The sequence below is a fragment of the Lamprobacter sp. genome, assembly GCF_034860625.1.
Lineage (GTDB): Bacteria > Pseudomonadota > Gammaproteobacteria > Chromatiales > Chromatiaceae > Lamprobacter.
The window spans coordinates 17,973-35,326 of record NZ_JAYESN010000049.1 but is presented as its reverse complement, the minus strand read 5'-3'; the positions used below and the strand labels follow the sequence as shown (position 1 = coordinate 35,326).

The 17,354-nt window shown below is 61.7% G+C and carries 13 protein-coding genes and 1 pseudogene; 7 read left to right on the top strand and 7 right to left on the bottom strand.

Features of this window, described 5'->3' with window-relative positions; translation table 11 throughout:
* A pseudogene (locus VBE63_RS13995) lies at positions 1–344 on the bottom strand (acetyltransferase); the annotation flags it as partial.
* A 440-nt stretch (positions 345–784) separates the two neighbouring features.
* Between VBE63_RS13995 and VBE63_RS13990 the strand changes: the two are divergent.
* The 4 genes from VBE63_RS13990 (at position 785) to VBE63_RS13975 (ending at position 4,959) form a co-directional block, all read left to right on the top strand.
* On the top strand, positions 785–2,023 hold the full coding sequence (locus tag VBE63_RS13990; RefSeq protein WP_323683645.1) for a 30S ribosomal protein S1: 1,239 nt from the start codon (positions 785–787) through the stop codon (positions 2,021–2,023).
* A 206-nt stretch (positions 2,024–2,229) separates the two neighbouring features.
* A complete protein-coding gene (locus VBE63_RS13985) occupies positions 2,230–3,213 on the top strand; it encodes an aldolase catalytic domain-containing protein (protein WP_323683644.1) in 984 nt (327 codons plus the stop codon).
* 446 nt (positions 3,214–3,659) lie between these two features.
* Positions 3,660–4,076, top strand: coding sequence for a GxxExxY protein (locus tag VBE63_RS13980; protein ID WP_323683643.1), 417 nt, complete (start codon positions 3,660–3,662; stop codon positions 4,074–4,076).
* A gap of 55 nt (positions 4,077–4,131) precedes the next feature.
* Positions 4,132–4,959, top strand: coding sequence for a hypothetical protein (locus VBE63_RS13975; protein WP_323683642.1), 828 nt, complete (start codon positions 4,132–4,134; stop codon positions 4,957–4,959).
* 49 nt (positions 4,960–5,008) lie between these two features.
* Here VBE63_RS13975 and VBE63_RS31425 read toward each other — a convergent pair whose 3' ends face one another.
* The 3 genes from VBE63_RS31425 to VBE63_RS13965 form a co-directional block, all read right to left on the bottom strand.
* Positions 5,009–5,101 (bottom strand): BrnA antitoxin family protein, encoded by a 93-nt coding sequence (locus tag VBE63_RS31425; RefSeq protein ID WP_416274558.1) that lies wholly within the window; start codon positions 5,099–5,101, stop codon positions 5,009–5,011.
* A 149-nt stretch (positions 5,102–5,250) separates the two neighbouring features.
* Positions 5,251–6,498 (bottom strand): tRNA 5-hydroxyuridine modification protein YegQ, encoded by a 1,248-nt coding sequence (yegQ, locus tag VBE63_RS13970; protein WP_416274559.1) that lies wholly within the window; start codon positions 6,496–6,498, stop codon positions 5,251–5,253.
* Between the two features lie 173 nt (positions 6,499–6,671).
* Positions 6,672–8,003, bottom strand: coding sequence for a ChaN family lipoprotein (locus tag VBE63_RS13965; RefSeq protein WP_323683641.1), 1,332 nt, complete (start codon positions 8,001–8,003; stop codon positions 6,672–6,674).
* Positions 8,004–8,254: 251 nt separating this feature from the next.
* On the opposite strand from VBE63_RS13965, the gene VBE63_RS13960 reads away from it, so the two are divergent.
* The 3 genes from VBE63_RS13960 to VBE63_RS13950 all read left to right on the top strand — a co-directional run bounded on the left by VBE63_RS13960 (position 8,255) and on the right by VBE63_RS13950 (position 12,333).
* On the top strand, positions 8,255–10,483 hold the full coding sequence (locus VBE63_RS13960) for a M1 family metallopeptidase (protein ID WP_323683640.1): 2,229 nt from the start codon (positions 8,255–8,257) through the stop codon (positions 10,481–10,483).
* A 143-nt stretch (positions 10,484–10,626) separates the two neighbouring features.
* A complete protein-coding gene (locus VBE63_RS13955) occupies positions 10,627–12,099 on the top strand; it encodes an NAD(P)/FAD-dependent oxidoreductase (protein WP_323683639.1) in 1,473 nt (490 codons plus the stop codon).
* Positions 12,100–12,135: 36 nt separating this feature from the next.
* Positions 12,136–12,333, top strand: coding sequence for a hypothetical protein (locus tag VBE63_RS13950; protein WP_323683638.1), 198 nt, complete (start codon positions 12,136–12,138; stop codon positions 12,331–12,333).
* Between the two features lie 134 nt (positions 12,334–12,467).
* Here the strand turns inward: VBE63_RS13950 and soeC are convergent, their stop codons facing one another.
* From soeC to soeA, 3 genes are all read right to left on the bottom strand, one after another.
* Entirely contained in the window at positions 12,468–13,448 is a 981-nt protein-coding gene (gene soeC / locus VBE63_RS13945) for a sulfite dehydrogenase subunit SoeC (RefSeq protein ID WP_323683637.1), read from the bottom strand.
* 75 nt (positions 13,449–13,523) lie between these two features.
* On the bottom strand, positions 13,524–14,246 hold the full coding sequence (gene soeB / locus VBE63_RS13940; RefSeq protein WP_323683636.1) for a sulfite dehydrogenase subunit SoeB: 723 nt from the start codon (positions 14,244–14,246) through the stop codon (positions 13,524–13,526).
* Positions 14,247–14,384: 138 nt separating this feature from the next.
* A complete protein-coding gene (soeA, locus tag VBE63_RS13935) occupies positions 14,385–17,291 on the bottom strand; it encodes a sulfite dehydrogenase subunit SoeA (RefSeq protein WP_323683635.1) in 2,907 nt (968 codons plus the stop codon).
* Between the last annotated feature and the right edge of the window lie 63 nt (positions 17,292–17,354).

Below are 17,354 nucleotides of genomic sequence, written 5' to 3'. Positions count from 1 at the left end.
AGCAGGTCGTCGACCAGCAGGCTGGTGCCGCGATCGGCGCTGGTGTCGATGTGGGTCTGCAGGTTCGGATGCTCGGGGATCTCGCCGGGGTAATGATGATCGACGTAGCGAACGCTGACCCCACGCTCGAGCAGATCCATCAGCGCATCGCGATTCTTATCGAGCGAGACATCCAGCACGGTGACCTGATCCCCGGCCTCCGCCGGCACTTGCTGCACGAGCGCGATCTCGCGCTTGGTGCCGGTGATCAGCACCGCCTGTTCCGCTTCCGGCTCACTCAAATGCAGCTGCTGCAGGGCGCAGAGGCCGTCGGCATCACCATTGAAGACATCGTAGCGGGTCATTACGCGTGTTAGCCTCTTGATTCGTTCTCAGCCGCTTCGTTCTCAGCCGCTTCGTTCTCAGCCGCTTCGTTCCCAAACATAGAGCAGCTTTAGGAAGAGCAGGTTGGGATTAGCTTAACGCGCGGATGGCGCCGGTGCCCAGTGACTCAGTCTGACTCGCCGTGCAACCGAACTATTATGGCGCGGTGCCACCCCGAACAATGAATCGCGTGAGATTCACGTAAACGGCAGTCGCAGTCTTGCAAATTCAGACGATACTGAGCTTAGACACACACAAAATGCCTCAGATCACAAGAAAAGCCCCCTTATGCTGGCACCAGGCCTTGCCAGACGAGTAGAATTTGCGCCGCTTGTGCCGTGAATACCCGTCTACTCAGGGCGCTTGCGAGTTCGCTTCCTAACCCCATACCCCGACCGGCCCGAAGACAGGCCCGCCAGTGATGACCGACGACAACGATTTCGAGGCCCTGCTCAAGGAGCTGGAAAAGACCGAGCAGGCCGTGGCCGCTCGGCCCAAGGTAGGTGACCGCGTCAAGGGCACCATCATCGAGATCGGCGAGGAGCACGCATTCGTCGACATCGGTGGCAAGGCGGAGGCGACCATGGAGCTGGCCAATCTGCGCGATGCGGATGGGCAGGTCAGTAAGGCGGTCGGCGACCCCATCGAGGCCGCTGTGACCGGCGTCGATCCGGACAGCGGCACCCTCGTGCTCGGCAGTCGCCACGGGCGCCATGCCCACGGCGCCGATCAGCTCGAGGCGGCGTTTCAGGCCGGCACACCGGTCGAGGGCCAGATCACCGGCACGACCAAAGGCGGTCTCGAGGTCCAGATCGCTGGCCAGCGCGCCTTCTGTCCAGCCTCGCAGGCCGATATTCGCTTCATTGAAGACCTGTCGACCCTGGTTGGTGAGCGCGCTTCGTTTCGCATCACCAAGTTCGAGGGTGGTCGGCGGATGAACTTGGTCGTCTCACGGCGCGCTGTGCTGGCGGAAGAGCAGGCCGAGCGCGCCGCCGAGCTCCGCGCCAAGCTCGAGCCCGGCGCCGTGCTGCCAGGTGTCGTCGTTGGCCTGCAGGAGTTCGGCGCCTTCGTCGATCTCGGCGGCGTCGAGGGCATGATCCATATCAGTGAGCTGGCGCTCGGTCGGGTGCGGCATCCGGAAGAGGTGCTCAGCATCGGCCAAGAGCTTGAGGTCGCGGTGCTAAGGATCGAGCAGACCAACAATCCCAAGCGCCCGGAACGGATTGCACTCTCGATTCGCGCGCTGGCGAAGAACCCCTGGTCCGATGCCGCTCAGCGCTATCATCCCGGCACCCGCGTGCGTGGCCGCATCGAGCGGCTTGAGCCGTTCGGCGCCTTCGTCGAGATCGAGCCAGGGCTCACCGGTCTGGTGCATGTCAGCGAACTCGGCGCCGGTCGCCGCGTCGAGCATCCGAAGGATGTCGTCCAGGTCGGCCAAGAGGTCGATGCGGTGATCGTGCAGGTCGACACCGAGCGCCGACGCATTGGTCTCTCGCTCGCCTCCGACCGCATCACCGAGGCCGAGGCAAGCTCCGCGCAACCGACGTCGTCCACGGGTTCGAAAAACGACCGCCGCTCGGCAGAGAGCCCCGAGGAGTCGGGCGTTGGCACCCTCGGTGAGCTGCTCAAGGCCCAGCTCGGGCAGGATGACGCGCGCTAAGCCGGTCTAACGTGCATAGCGCCATAGCGCGTCGCCAACCCGGAAAATGAATCGCATGAGATTCAGGTTAACGGACATAGCGCGTCGCCAACCCAACGCTGACGCGCTTGTACCACGGCAATCCATCCCTTAGGTGACCACCGACAATGCCTTAACTGGGCGAGCGCCGGAAAATCCCTGATTGATATCCGCGCGGAGAGAGACCCATGTCAGATAAGGCCCCCTGGATCACCTACAGGCCTGAGCTCAAGGTGATGGACTGTACGGTTCGTGATGGCGGCTTGGTCAATAGCCATCGCTTCAGCGACGACTTCGTCAGCGCCTGTTATCGAGCCTGCGTCGCGGCCGGCGTCGATTATATGGAGATCGGCTACAAGAACTCGCCAAAGACCTTTCCGCGCGAGAAGTTTGGTCCTTGGCGCCATTGTGACGAGAGCGATCTTAAGCGCGTTGTCGGCGATCACGACCCCGCCGCGACCGGGCTGAAGCTCGCCGCCATGGCCGATGCCGGCAAGAGCGATTGGGAAACGCAGATCGTCCCCGCCGCCGAGAGCCCGCTGAGCATGATCCGCGTTGCCTTTTATGCGCATCAGGTCTCCGAGGCGGTCGACATGATCCGCTTCGCCGCCGAGCAGGGCTATGAGACCACGGCCAATCTGATGGCGGTCTCGAACATCACTGAGGAAGAGATCGACACCGTCCTCGAGGCCGTCGCCGACACCCCCGCCAGCACCATGGTCATCGTCGACAGCTTCGGCCATCTCTACCGCGAGCAGGTCGATCGTCTCTATCATAAGTATGCGAATGCGCTGAAAGGCACCGGTAAAGAGATCGGCATCCACGCCCACAACAACCTGCAGCTGGCGTTCGCCAACACGATCGAGGCGATCATCCTGGGTTGCAACCGGGTCGATGCGACCATCTTCGGCTTCGGCCGCGGTGCCGGTAACTGCCACACCGAGATGCTGCTTGGCTTCCTGCGCAATCCGAAGTTCGAGGTGCGCCCGATCATCGAGGTGATCCAGGAACACATCCTGCCGCTACGCCGGGAGATCGAATGGGGACCGATGATCCCCTACAACCTCACCGGCCAGCTCAATCTGCATCCGCGCGCGGCGATCGAGTGGCGCGAGGGGCCAACACCTGACGACTTCCTCGCCTTTTACGACAAGGTTGTCTCCGAGATCTAGGTCCACCAAGCGATTGCCGATTCGCATCTCGCCTGGCTGAGTGCGCCTGATCCAACAAGGAAGCTCATCCAGGCATGCACAAGAAGGCGCTGACCGAAAAGGTGCTCGACTACTTGGGGATCGGAAGAAGACGGCTTCGCCACCCGCGTCGAGAACGAGCGCGCCTGGCGTGTCTCGATCGATCAGATCAAGGCAGGCGGTTTCAATCTCGACCTCAAGAACCCGCACCAGGCCGATGACGGCCCCGGCGATGTGGAGCATCTGTTGCCCGAATATGAACGGCTGCTGGCCCAGATCGCCGAGACTCGCGCCACGCTGAAACAGCAACTCCACCACGCGCTCACCCAAACCAACTCCCGCTGAGGCGCAGAGGCGCTGAGAATTGAAAACAATCAAAATGCTCTCTGCGCCTCTGCGCCTCCGCGCCTCTGCGGGAAAATCGACTGATGACCGAAAATGAAATCGGCACCCTCATCCTCGCCGCCGCCATTCAGGTTCACCGCGAACTCGGCCCCGGATTGCTGGAGTCCGTGTATGAGGTTGTCCTGGCCAAGGAACTTGCATTGCGTGGACTGAACGTCGAACGCCAGGTGCGCGTGCCGATCGTTTACAAGGGACTCCGCTTTGAAGAGGGGTTCCGCGCCGACCTCATTGTGGCGGGCAAGGTGTTGCTGGAGCTGAAGTCGGTCGAACGGGTGACACCGGCGCACAAGAAGCAGGTGCAGACCTATCTCCGTCTCACCGGCCTCAAGCTCGGCTACCTGCTCAACTTTGGTGAAGCTGTGCTCAAGAACGGCATCACTCGCTGTGTCAATCGGCTGGAAGAGGAAATCCCGCTGAGAGACAGAGACGCAGAGATATGAAAGTAAAAGAAGTAAAAACTCAGCGCCTCTGCGCCTCAGCGGGAAACAGTTCCTCATGAGGCTGGAAACGTTTTTCGAGAATTTTGACCTGTTTGCTGATGCGCAATTTCAACGCTACCTCGGCATCGACTACTCCGGCGCCCAGACCCCTACCAGCAGCCTCAAGGGCCTGCGCCTCTACGCAGCGACGCGCGCGGAGCCGCCGGTCGAGATCCCACCGCCGCCGAGCCCGCGCAAGTATTGGACCCGCCGCGGCCTGGCGCAGTACCTAGCGGAGCGGCTGGCAGAAGACCCGGCCACCCTAGTCGGTATCGACCACGCCTTCTCGTTTCCCTTGGCCTATTTCGAGGCCCACCAGTTGCCGCTCGATTGGCCTGCCTTTCTCGTCGACTTTCAACAGCATTGGCCGACCGATCAGGACATCTACGTCGACTTCGTCCGCGATGGCCTCGTTGGCCAAGGGGCGCAGCGTGCCGGCAATCCCCGATGGCGACGCCTGACCGAGGTGCGTGCTGGCGCGGCCAAGTCGGTCTTCCACTTCGACGTCCAGGGTCAGGTCGCCAAGTCCACGCACGCTGGCCTACCCTGGCTACTGTTTCTGCGCCGGCAGCTCGGCGATCGACTACACTGCTGGCCCTTCGACGGTTGGGAGATCCCGGCAGGTCGATCGGCGGTGGCCGAGGTCTACCCAGCCCTCTGGAAGCATGCCTTCCCTACCGAAGGCCGCACCCCGGACCAGCACGACGCCTATGCGGTCGCCGCCTGGCTGCGCCAAGCCGATCTCGATGATCGTCTGCAAGGATTCCTCAACCCTGCCTTGGCGCCGTCAGAGCGCGCCCTAGCCGAGGTGGAAGGATGGATTCTCGGGGTGGTGTTGCGCTGAGTGCTGGTCCAAGGTGCTGGAATCTAAAGATGGGAGTTGTCCGTGGGCGCTAGGAGTGCTCGCGGTGCTGTAGCCATTCGCGCAGCGCCGCGTTGGCTCGCGTCTGCCAGCCTTTGCCGGTCGCGCGCAGTCCCGCGAGCACGATGACGCGGCCGTGAAGTCAAGAACGGCGAGCAGAAGGGCTCCCTGCCCTATGTTGCCTGGGAAGCGATACCTCGGCGCGCCCAATTGGCAGAGTTCAAGCTTAGGAAATCTAGGGTACTGGCATTCAGACACCGACAGCGGAAGATCTCAAAGCACCTTCGCAAGCAGCGCCTCCGGCGCGAGCGGTTGTGCAGGCATTCGGATACGCACCGTCCAGCCATCGCCGGGCGCGGCCTCAAGCGGCCGCCCATCGGTCGCGCTCAGCTGCTCGAGCCGGAAGCGGTGGAGGCCGGCGGGGGTGATCCACTCCAGCTCATCGCCAAGCGCAAAACGGTTACGGACGCGGATCTCGGCCAGGCCGCTAGCGGCATCGACTCGCACCAACTCGCCGACGAATTGACGCCGCTGACTGACTGAGCTGCCGGCCTCATAGTTCTGCAGCTCTGAGGGGGCATGGCGGCGCAGGAAGCCTTCGGTATAGCCGCGATTCGCCAAGCCCTCGAGCTCGTCGAGCAAGGCACGATCAAAACCACGACCAGCCGCAGCATCGTCGATCGCACGACGGTAGACCGAGGTGGTGCGTGCCGTGTAATAGTGCGACTTGGTCCGGCCTTCGATCTTCAGCGAGTCGACACCGATCGCACTCAGCCGTGCGACATGCTCGACGGCGCGGAGATCGCGCGAGTTCATCACATAGCTGCCGTGCTCATCCTCGAACAAGGCCATGTACTCCCCGGGACGCTCGGCCTCTTCCAAGAGCCAGACCTGATCGGCCTCAGGATGGCGCTCGGGCGCGAGATCCGGCTCCCGATCATTTGCAGTTCGGTCAACCGCTTGCCCAACCCGATACGACCAGCGGCAAGCATTGGTGCAGCTGCCCTGGTTCGCATCGCGGTGGTTCAGATAACCCGAGAGCAGGCAACGGCCAGAGTAGGCGATGCAGAGCGCGCCATGGACGAAGACCTCCAGCTCCATGTCCGGGCAGGCCTGGCGAATCTCGGCGATCTCATCAAGCGACAGCTCGCGCGAGAGGATCACGCGCCGAATGCCTTGCTGTTGCCAGAAGCGCACCGCCGCTGAATTGGTGGTATTGGCCTGCACCGAGAGATGGATGGCGACCTCTGGCCAACGCTCACGCACCAGCAGGATCAGGCCAGGATCGGACATGATCAGCGCATCCGGGGCCAGCGCGATCACCGGCTCCAGGTCCGCCAAAAACGTCGCCAGCTTGGCCCCGTGCGGCATCAGATTGGCGGCCAGATAGAAGCGCTTACCGGCGGCGCGCACCGCGGCAATCCCTTCACCCAGCGCGTCCAGGGTGCCGAACTCGTTGTTGCGCACCCGCAGACTGTAGCGCGGGATGCCGGCATAGACGGCGTCGGCCCCATAGGCCATTGCGTAGCGCAGGTTGCGCAGGGTTCCGGCTGGCGCGAGCAGCTCGGGTGCTGGCGCCGCAGAGGGAACTGTCGCTGGAGCTGCCGCTAGAGCCTCCGCGGGAGCCGCAGAGCGATGCGGAGCCGAAGCCGTGACTACCGACTCAGCAAGATTCACCGGAGAAGCGCCTGACGTCATTGCAAGGTCACATCGAAGCTGAGCTGCTCGGCAGCGCCGACCAGTGGATCACGCAGCACCGCGATGGGCATCTGTTGGCCGGGCCGACTGTCCATCAGCGCGATCCGAATATCAGCGTAGGAATCGATCGCGGTATCGCCGATCTCGATGATCCGATCACCCTCTTTGACCCCCGCATCGCGCGCCCCGCTCTGCTGCGCAAAGCCCTGAACCGCAACACCTTGCCCCTTGGACTTCGTATCCAACATCACGCCCATTAGGCCGGTCTTCGGCAAGACCACCGGCTGCGGATAGAGCAGGAAATCAGCCATTTCTGGATCCAGTGGGCGCTGTTGGCCGCTCATTAGGATCGACATTGGCACATCCAGCCGCCGTTTGACCCGCGAGGGGATGCCGCGTCCGTATTCGACATGGCCCGCACCGGCGAGCAGGATCAGCTGCGACTCAGGATGGGCCTGCAGCCAACGGACCGCACGCTCGGCCATCCCTTCGTCCCAGAGCAGTTGGACTTCGAGAAAATGTTCGAACGAGGCATCGTCCGTCTTAGGATGCATCTCGAACACCCTTTGCAGGTGGGCGCGGTAGCCTGGAGCTTCGCGATCGATCTCGCGCGGGATCATCGCCGCCTCTGCGGGGCTGAGTGACGCGATACCCCCATCGCCGACCTTTTCGGTGATCTCTCGCGGCAGGTTGAGTGCGATCAGCGGGAGGCCATGCTCACGCGCATAGCGCAAGATCGGCCGGTAGAGCCGATAGTCGAAGCGCCAGCGCTCGAAGTACTCGGTCTCGCGCAGCAGCGCCTCTTCGCTCAGGTCGCCGGCGATATAGGCGTCGAGCTTGTCTTGGAACGGCTGTTGAAAGAATTCCATGCCGATTGCGACCGGGTTGCCACGCTGGTGCAACCCACGGATGATCTCGAGCTGGTTCAGATGATCTTCGTAGCGATCGTGAGACTCGCCGATGAAGACCACCCGTTTATCCACTAGCTGCTCGATCAGGCCATCGATCTCACCCAGGCTGGATAGATCGAGCACCTTGGTGGCCGGGTCCATGCTCGGGTCAAGGGCCGAGTCGGTGGCAGCATGGATTGCAGCCTCTGCAGGAGGCATCCCTGCATGATTGGCCATTGGCGCCTCTTGCTCGATTCGGGGTTGCTCGGACCGGAGTTGTTCGGCCTGGGGCGCAGCGCTGGATGCGTTTGCCTCGGCCCCCGGCATCGCCATCAACGCATTCGAGCACAGGCAGCACAGAGACAACAGACCCAACATCACTGCTCGATACAGGCGCTGATAGGTCAGGGTTCCAAGGGGCAGAGGCGATCGCAGCATGGTAGAGATCTCTAGGTTTGATTGCTCGCTCGTTTGATTGCTCGGGAGGCCGATGAGGGAAGGCCGACGACTCAGATCCCCATGTGACGGCGAATTGGCAAGCGAAAGGGTCCGAATCGACTGGGTGCCTCTTTGGGAACCAAGCGTATGGGGAACCAAGCGCACAGACTGCTGACTGAGCGTTCAATCCAGCAGCGGCTAGACCGGCAAGCCCTTCTTGGCCCTCCTGACTGACTTAAGTGACAGCGACCATGCATGATTCCAACAAGTTCCTCGCGACGGCGCGCCTCTGGCTCATGCTCCTCTGCCTGCTGGGGCTGAGCACACCTAGCCTTGCCTCATCTGAGGCGAGCAACAAACAGCCTGTGGTTGCTCATCAGATCCGCATCAGTCTCAACCCGAGCGATGGCCGTCTCAGCGCGACCGATCGGCTCAGCCTTCCGTCCGACTCGTCGGAGACCCCGCCATCAGCGCGTCGCCCCGAAGCCATCGTCATCCAACTGCATCAAGGACTCAAGCCCGAGATCCTGAGCGGCAACGCGACATTGGAACCTCTTGCAAGACGCGAACACTTGGCTCATTACCGATTGGAAGCAGCGCCAGGGTCCGAGGTCGAGCTGGTTTATCAAGGCCGTCTCCAACACGACTTCAACGCCGTGCGCGAGGGTATGGGTCGCGAGCGGCAGCAACTGATCGGCACCATCAGCCCCGAAGGCGTTTTTCTCAGCGGCTACAGCGGATGGTACCCGAAGGTCTTGGGTACCCTTGAGAGCGTCGAGCTCGAGGTCAGCCTGCCGCAAGGTTGGCTTGCTGTCTCCCAAGGCGAAGGCCCCGAGATCCAAGAGGACGGCAAACAGCTGCGTGTCGGCTGGCGCGAAACAGCACCGCAGGATGCGCTCTATCTGATAGCCGCCCCATTCAGGCTTTATCGGCAACCGCATGAGAACGGCGAGGCGCAAGCCTTTCTACGCTCTGACGATACCGATCTCGCGGCGCGCTACCTTGAGGCGACCAGGATCTATCTCGACCGCTACAGCCAGCTGATTGGCCCCTACCCCTATACCAAGTTCGCCCTAGTCGAGAACTTTTGGGAGACCGGCTATGGCATGCCCTCGTTCACACTCCTCGGGCCCCAAGTGCTACGGCTCCCCTTCATCCTGCATTCATCCTATCCGCACGAGATCCTGCATAACTGGTGGGGCAACGGGGTTTATGTCGACGATTCGCAAGGCAATTGGAGTGAGGGGCTCACGACCTATTTAGCCGATCATCTCAATCAGGAACTCGCCGGCAAGGGCGCCAACTACCGCCGCGACCAGCTCAAGGCCTACAGCGACTTTGTCCGTGATCATCAAGATCAGCCATTGAGCGACTTTCGCGGCCGCCATGGCGCTGCCTCGCAGGCGATTGGCTACGGCAAGGCATTGATGCTGTTCCACATGCTTCGCACCCAGCTTGGTGACCAGTCCTTTGTGCGCGGACTGCAGCGCTTCTACCGCGACCATCGCTTCTCCGCGGCCGGCTGGGATGCGATCCAGACCGCCTTCGAGGCTGAATCCGGCGTGGATCTCAGCGCGTTTTTCGCCGCCTGGACCCAGCGCACCGGCGCTCCCCGATTGGCCCTCGAGGGCATCACCGTCGAACCCCTGGACGATGGCCGCTGGCGCCTGAGCGGTCGGCTCGAGCAGACCCAGTCGAGCGCGCCCTTCCCGATGCCGGTCCCCGTGGTGTTCCTCGACGAGGCCGGCTCTGCCAGTGAGTTGGTGGTCACCATGAATGAGCGCAGCACTGGTTTTACGAGGCTCCTGGATGCACGGCCAGCCCGGATCGACGTTGACCCGCGCTTCGACAGTTTCCGCACCCTGGCCGAGGGCGAGGCGACCGCCAGCCTGAGCAACCTCTTCGGCGCTGAGCGCGGACTCATTGTGCTCCCCGCGGATGCGCCAGCGGAACTGGGTAGCGCTTATCGGCAACTGGCCGAGGCTTGGCAGCGCGGCCAGGCAGGCTGGTCGATCGCGCTTGATAGGGAGCTTGAGACCATGCCTACTGATCGAGCGATCTGGCTGCTGGGCTGGCGTAACCATTGGCTTCCGGTACTCGCAGCCATCGGCGCCGAGCAGGACAGCTTCGCTCTTGAGCCGGCACAACAGCGTATCAGCCTACTTGGCACCGACTACGCTGACCTCATCCCGGTCATCAGCAGGTTCCGCGACGGACAACCCTTAGGATGGATCGCCACCAACAATGCCGAGGCGGTGATCGGCCTCGCACGCAAGCTCCCACACTATGGCAAGTACGGCTATCTGGTGTTCGAGGGATCAGCGCCAACCAATCTTGTCAAAGGCCAATGGCCAGCAGGTGAATCCAGTCTGACGCAATGGCTCTCGGAGTCCAGACCAGCGCTGACCTATCCAGCGCGGCCGACACTGCTCGAGACCCAGGCCCTGACCACCGCGAGCGGTACTGACCTGGGCAACTGATTGCGCAGGCTCGGCATCGTCAGCACCCATCGACCCGCGTCGCGATCTGCGCAGCATCCCGTCGTTCCTTGACCTAAACCGCTTTCAGCAACTCGCTGTCGCTGCTAGGCTCGGACCGAAAACCAATCAAAGGAGGTTACAACATGTCACGCATCGTCATCCTCGGCGCCGGCATCTCGGGCCACACCACGGCGCGCTGGCTCGGAAAATGGCTTGGCGAAAAACAACCGGCAGAGCAGCACGAGGTCGTCGTTGTCTCGCCGAATGAGAAATGGAACTGGATTCCATCCAATATCTGGGTTGGCGTCGGCGAGATGACCGAAAAACAGGTGACCTTCCCGCTCGCGCCGGTCTACAAGAAGATGGGCGTGACCTTCAAGCAGGCGAAGGCGGTGTCGATCCACCCTGAAGGCGGTGACGGCAGCGAATCGCCCTATGTCACCTTCGAATACACCGATGCTGCCCGCGCCGGCCAGACTGAAACCCTCAGCTACGATTACTTGGTCAATGCCACCGGCCCCAAGCTGAACTTCGGCGCCACGCCCGGTCTGGGGCCAGATGATGGCTATACCACCTCGGTCTGCACCCCGAGCCATGCACTGCACGCCAATGAGGAGCTGCAAGCAAACATTGCTGCGATGCAACGCGGTGAAACCCGCACCTTTGTCATCGGCACCGGCCACGGCATGTGCACCTGCCAGGGCGCTGCCTTCGAGTACATCTACAACATCGAGCACATGTTCCGCGACAAGGGGGTGCGGGATAAGGCGCGCATCATCTGGATCAGCAACGAGTACGAGCTCGGCGATTTCGGCATGGGTGGCGTGCACATCAAGCGCGGCGGCTACATCACCAACGGCAAGGTGTTTGCCGAGTCACTGATGGTCGAGCGCGGCATGGAGTGGATCGTGCGAGCGGCGGTCAAGCGCGTTGAGCCTGGCAAGATCCACTACGAGCTCCTCGACGGTACCGAGCACGAGCTGGCGTTCGACTTCGCGATGCTGATCCCGCCCTTCGCCGGTCAGCCCCTCAAGGCCTATGACAAGGACGGCAGCGATATCAGCAGCGAGGTGTTCGCGCCCAACGGCTTCATGAAGGTCGACGGCGACTACACCCCGAAGCCTTACGAACAGTGGAGCAAGGCCGATTGGCCAAAGACCTATCAGACGCCAAAATTCAAGAACGTCTTCGCCATCGGCATCGCTTTTGCCCCACCGCATCTGATCAGCAAGCCAATGCAGAGCCCCAACGGCACGCCGATCAATCCAACCCCACCGCGCACCGGCATGCCCGCTGCGACCATTGGCAAAGCCGTCGCCGCCAACATCTGCGACCTGATCAATGGCGCAGCAGAACCCACTCACACTGCGTCGATGGCTGAGATGGGCGCGGCCTGTGTCGCCTCGACCGGAATGCATATCTTCAAGGGCTCAGCCGCCACCATGACGGTTTACCCGGTGGTCCCGGATTACGAGACCTATCCCGAGTACGGTCGGGACATGAATCTGACCTTTGGCGAGATCGGCCTCGCCGGACACTGGCTGAAGTACATCCTCCATCATGTCTTCATCTACCAAGCCAAGCTCAGGCCGGGCTGGTCGCTGTTACCACACTGATGCCCAGAGCCACTGAATCGAAGAGGAGCCCCTCCCATGACCACTGACGCAAGTGCTCCACAAGGCACCGCAGCCCCGACGCCAAAAAACAAGGAGCCCTATCAGCAGGCCTACTATCCGCCTGTACCCACCGGCTTCACGCGCTTGATGCGCGGCAACCTGATCTGGCAGTTCTGGCGGTTTATCGTCATCAACCTGAAGATGTTTAAGCTGATGCTGAGCTCACATCACTGAGCCAGCGGCCTTTTTAACGTGACGCTCAACCGCTTCTCGTTTTAAGGGTCTAGCGACAGACCAACAAAAAGGCCCGAGCGATGGAATGCTCGGGCCTTTTTAGCTGCGCCATCTGCAGTGATCGGCCCAATCGCCTAAGAGACCTGCTGATAATACAGATTCTGCGGGTGCTCAGCCTCGGCAAAGAAGTACCAGCGCTCGGCAATTAAGCCAAGATACTGGATCGCGAAGGCGACAATCGGCAGCGTCGACGACTCCAACAGATAGGCCAGCAGCACCAGCGCAATGGGCACCGGGAAGACCAAGACCATGAAGGCTAGGCGAATCAGCTTCAGGGTCTCTGGGGTCTGATGATGGAAGAATTCGCGGGTATTGAACGAGCCCGCAGAGAAGCCCTGCGACTTCTGCACGATCCCCCGGTGGCGAATGCCGATGGCGGTCTGCAGATTGCTCCGATGCTTGATCGATGCGTTCCGCATCAGCGAAGCGGTTCGCGTACCAAGACCGAGCAAGGTTGCAATCACCGCCCAAGTGCCAAAGAAGCCAACCAAATGGTTGCCGAGCAGCGCGGAGTAAGCGGCGGCGAGCATGAACCCGGAGGCTGTGCCCAAGAAGATGAAATTTGCAATGGTATAGGGCGAATGCCATTCCTGTAGGAACTTCACGCTCGCATAGATCATCCCGGTGCTGACGAACAGTGCCAGCGTCACCAGCACGCCGAGCATGCCGAGCACAAAGGTGGCATCGATCGGCAATGTGCCTTCGCCTAAAACGATGAACGGCTGCGTCCAGCCGGCCCAATGGAAGACGCCGTAGAAGAAGACGATGCCCATCATTGCCGGCAACACGATGACCTCCCGCGAAAGCCAGGAAGTGCGCCACATCGCAGCCGCCCGCCATGCCCGCTCGGGGCGCCCGAGATGGAAGAACGACGCCGCGAGTCCGCCGACCAGTAATGCCAGCGACAGGGCGCTGCCGATCGCATAGAACGAATGCGGCTGTGGCTCGACCAATTCGACGGTCGAATAGAACTGGCCAGTGAACAGGGCCAAGAAGAGCCCCTGACCCGCGCCGATGAGCGTGGTTAAGAAGATGACAGAGAAAGCTGGATGCATCGGAAATAGCCTGATCGAGGTTCAGATGAGGAGGAAGCAGCGCGTTGCTACCAGATGATGTCTACCAGATGACATCTACCAGGTAACATCTTCCATGGTCTCTTCACCCTGGTAGACAGTGATGTCTTCCTTGGTGAGCGGATTATCGGAGCGCTGCAAATCCTCCTCGGTGACATGCATATAGGTCTTCTGCCGAGGCAGGTAATGGTTGGCCGGCTGGGTGCCCCATTCCGGCATCAACGCATAGCCACCACGCTCGCGGATCGCCACTGAAACCTCGGAATCCGGATCATGCACATCGCCATAGAGCCTTGCATTGGTCGGGCAAGCGATCACACAGGCCGGTTTGCGCTCAGCCTCTGGCAGGGTATGGTCGGTAATGCGATCGATGCACAGCGTACACTTCTTCATCACCTTCTGCTGCTCGTCCAGCTCACGGACACCATAGGGGCAGGCCCAGGAGCAGTATTTACAGCCGATGCACTTGTCATAGTCGACCAGCACCACGCCGTTGTCCTCACGCTTATAGGAGGCGCCGGTTGGGCAGACGGGAACGCAGGGCGGATCTTCGCAGTGCAGGCAGCTCTTGGGAAAGTGAACGGTTTCGGTACTAGGGAAGCTGCCAACCTCGTAGGTCTGCACCCGATTGAAGAAGGTGCCGGTCGGGTTGGCGTCGTAAGGATTCTCATCCACCATCGGACCCGCCCAGCCCGAGGTATTCCATTGTTTGCAGGAGGTCACGCAGGCATGGCAGCCAACGCAGACGTTCAGGTCGATAACGAGGGCAAGTTGAGTCATGGGTCTATCGCGGGTCATGCTGGCCCGGAGGCATTAGAGTCGGCCGATGCGCTGAACGCTGTTCGAGCTGGCCTAACGCGCTCCAAGCGGGATCGAGCAGCCACGGCCGGCGATTCAAGCGCCGGCCGCTGCTGGTGGTTACTTGCGGCCAAAGAGACCAGCCACATAGGCCTGCCAACGCTGCTTGGGCCGCGCCAGTTGGCCCGGCAGCGTCTTCATTGGCGGGAACTGTGGCTCGGTGATCTTCGTCTCCTGCGCATCGGCCTTGTAGATCCGCACGCGTGTATCGAACCAGGCGGCCTGGCCGGTGAGCGGGTCGGAGTTGGACAAGATCTGCTTGCCATCGCTGCTGACCACCGGCAGTTCTTCGCTGATGATGTGGTTGAGCAAGAAGCCCTTCTTCGACTCGTCAGCCCGATCGCTGAGGCCCCAGGCGCCCGTCGCCTTACCGATCGCGTTCCAGGTCCAGACCGTGCTCGGCTCAACCGCCTCGGAGTAACGACACATGCACTTGACCTTGCCGAGATGCGACTCGACCCAGATCCAGTCACCGTCCTGAATCTCCAGGGCAATCGCCATCTTCGGATTCACGAACAGGTAGTTATGGCTGTGGATCTGACGCAGCCAGGCGTTCTGGCTGTCCCAGCTGTGGTACATCGCCATCGGCCGTTGGGTCAGCGCGGTGAGCGGGAAGCGCTTGGTATCGACGCGCTGCGCCTCGAGGGTGTCGTAGTAGAACGGCAGCGGATCGAAGAAGGTCTCGATGCGCTCGCGATAACGCTCCGGTGGCTGCCGGCCCGGCCACTTACCCTGCGCCGCGGCGCGGAAACGCTGCAGGATCTCGGAGTAGATGTGGATCGTGATCGGCTCCGCCCACTTGGTCATACCATGCGCACGCGCCCAGTGCAGGTAGCCCTTGTTCCAGTTGCGCATGTACTGGTAGCTGCGTGGCAGCTCATGATGGAACACGCAATGGTTGGCGGCGTACTGCTCCCATTGGTTTGGGTTGGGCTCGCCCTTCAGCGATTTGTCGCCGTGCTTGCCACGATAGCCAGCGAGGAAGCCAATCCCAGAGCCCGGAGAGGTCTCGTAGTTGACGACGAAGTCTGGGTAGTTCTTGTACTTGGCTGAACCATCCGCGTTGGTGAACGCCGGCAAGCCGAGCCGAGAGCCGAGCTCGATGATCACATCCTGGAACGGCCGGCACTCACCCTTCGGCGGCAGCACCGGCAGACGCACCGAGTCGACGGGGCCATCGAACTCAGAGATTGGCCGATCCAACATCGAGAGCACGTCGTGGCGCTCGAGATAAGTCGTATCCGGCAGCACCAGGTCGGCAAAGGCGACGGTTTCTGAGGCGTAAGTGTCACAGACCACCAGGAACGGGATCTTGTACTCGCCGTTCTCGTCCTGGTCGGTGAGCATCTTGCGCGTCTCGACCGTGTTCATCGACGAGTTCCAGGCCATATTGGCCATGAACAGGAACAGGGTGTCAATGGGATAGGGGTCGCCACGCCAGGCGTTGGTGATGACGTTGTGCATCAGGCCGTGCGCCGCGAGCGGGTATTCCCAGGAGAAGGCCTTGTCGATCCGTACCGGCTCGCCGTTATCGTCGACGAACAGATCCTCGGGCTTGCCCGGCCAACCCAGCGGCAGGCCATCAAGTGGCGTGTTCGGCTGCACCGCATCCGGGCTGTTCGGTGGCTTCGGGCAGGGCGGAATCGGCCGCGGGAACGGCGCCTTGTGGCGGAATCCACCCGGGCGGTCGATGGTCCCGAGCACGCTCATCAGGATGCTCAGCGCACGGATGGTCTGGAAGCCGTTCGAGTGCGCCGCCAGGCCGCGCATGGCATGGAAGGCGACCGGATTGCCGGTGACCCGGTCGTGCTCCTTGTCCCAGACGTCGGTCCAGCTGATCGGCAGCTCGATCTTATGATCGCGCGCCATCACGCCCATCTCGTGCGCCAGCCGGCGAATGGTCGCGGCCGGAATCCCGGTAATGCTCTCGGCCCATTCCGGCGTGTAGTCGTCGACGCGTTCCTTGAGCAGCTGGAACGAGGTCTTCACCGGCGTTCCATCCGGCATCGTATAGCCGCCGAGCAGGCGCGGATCGGCGCCTTCGCTATGGGTCAGCACCGGCCCCGTGTTCCGATCCCACCACAGCTTATCTTGCGGATCAGTACAGCCGCGGGTGACCTCGATGCTCTCGTCGCGGACGAACATGCCGTGGTCGTCGCGCTCCGGATCATCGATCACCAGCTCAGCGGCATTGGTGTACTGGATCAGGAAGTCACGGTCGAAGAGGCCGAGCTTGAGGATCTCGTGGGTCAAGGCGAGAAACAGCGCGCCGTCGGTACCGGGCTTGATCGGCACCCATTCGTCGGCGATGGCGCCGTAGCCCGAGCGCACCGGATTGATGGCGATGAAGCGCCCGCCTTGGCGCTTGAACTTCGAGAGCGCCATCTTCATCGGATTCGAGTGATGGTCCTCGGCGGTACCGATCATGATGAACAGCTTGGCGTGGTCCAGATCAGGCCCACCGAACTCCCAGAACGAACCGCCGATCGAGTAGATCATGCCGGTCGCCATGTTGACCGAGCAGAAGCCGCCATGCGCGGCGTAGTTCGGGGTGCCGAACTGCTTGGCGAACATGCCGGTGAGGGCCTGCATCTGATCACGCCCGGTAAACAGCGCGAATTTCTTCGGGTCCGTCGCGCGCAGCTTGCCCAGGCGCTCGCTGAGCATGGTCATCGCTTCTTCCCAGGAGATCTCCTCGAACGCTGAGGTACCGCGCTTGGCATTGGCCTTGCGGCGCAGGGGCTTGGTCAACCGCGCCGGCGAGACCTGCTTCATGATCCCGGACGAGCCCTTGGCACAGAGCACGCCCTTGTTCAGCGGATGGTCCGGGTTGCCCTCGATATAGCGAACTTGACCATCGCGCAGGTGCACGCGAATGCCGCAGCGACAGGCGCACATGTAACAGGTGGTCTCCTTAACCTCGGTCTGGCCAATCTCGGCATCGTGTTGCACAGCAGGGTCTTTCATGGGCGTGTGGTTCGTCTGGCCTGAAGGGGAATGTCGATACATTCTAATATTTGCGCAGCACAA